Annotated in this window: 5 tRNA genes; all 5 read left to right on the forward strand. The window is 50.5% G+C overall.

Annotated features, from left to right (window positions below):
• Positions 1-13 precede the first annotated feature (13 nt).
• The 5 genes from AB3H93_RS14165 to AB3H93_RS14185 all read left to right on the forward strand — a co-directional run bounded on the left by AB3H93_RS14165 (position 14) and on the right by AB3H93_RS14185 (position 430).
• A tRNA-Val gene (locus AB3H93_RS14165) sits at positions 14-86 on the forward strand.
• Positions 87-89: 3 nt separating this feature from the next.
• Positions 90-162 (forward strand) — tRNA-Lys (locus AB3H93_RS14170).
• A gap of 8 nt (positions 163-170) precedes the next feature.
• Positions 171-252 (forward strand) — tRNA-Leu (locus tag AB3H93_RS14175).
• 23 nt (positions 253-275) lie between these two features.
• Positions 276-348, forward strand: a tRNA-Thr gene (locus tag AB3H93_RS14180).
• Between the two features lie 10 nt (positions 349-358).
• A tRNA-Gly gene (locus tag AB3H93_RS14185) sits at positions 359-430 on the forward strand.
• The last annotated feature ends 12 nt before the right edge of the window (positions 431-442 follow it).

Below are 442 nucleotides of genomic sequence, written 5' to 3' on the forward strand. Positions count from 1 at the left end.
TTAAGTTATCCATGGAGGTTTAGCTCAGCTGGGAGAGCATCTGCCTTACAAGCAGAGGGTCAGCGGTTCGATCCCGTTAACCTCCATATGAGCCGTTAGCTCAGTTGGTAGAGCATCTGACTTTTAATCAGAGGGTCACAGGTTCGAGCCCTGTACGGCTCATATTTTTTGCGGGTGTGGCGGAATTGGCAGACGCACTAGATTTAGGATCTAGCGCCTTACGGCGTGGGGGTTCAAGTCCCTTCACCCGCATAATATGATTTTTTTAATGACATGCCGGCTTAGCTCAGTTGGTAGAGCATCTGATTTGTAATCAGAGGGTCGAGGGTTCAAGTCCTTTAGCCGGCATCATAAACACGCGGAAATAGCTCAGTGGTAGAGCACCACCTTGCCAAGGTGGGGGTCGCGGGTTCGAACCCCGTTTTCCGCTTTGCCAAAGTAA

It is taken from the genome of Enterococcus sp. C74 (genome assembly GCF_040887125.1).
GTDB lineage: Bacteria > Bacillota > Bacilli > Lactobacillales > Enterococcaceae > Enterococcus_B > Enterococcus_B hirae.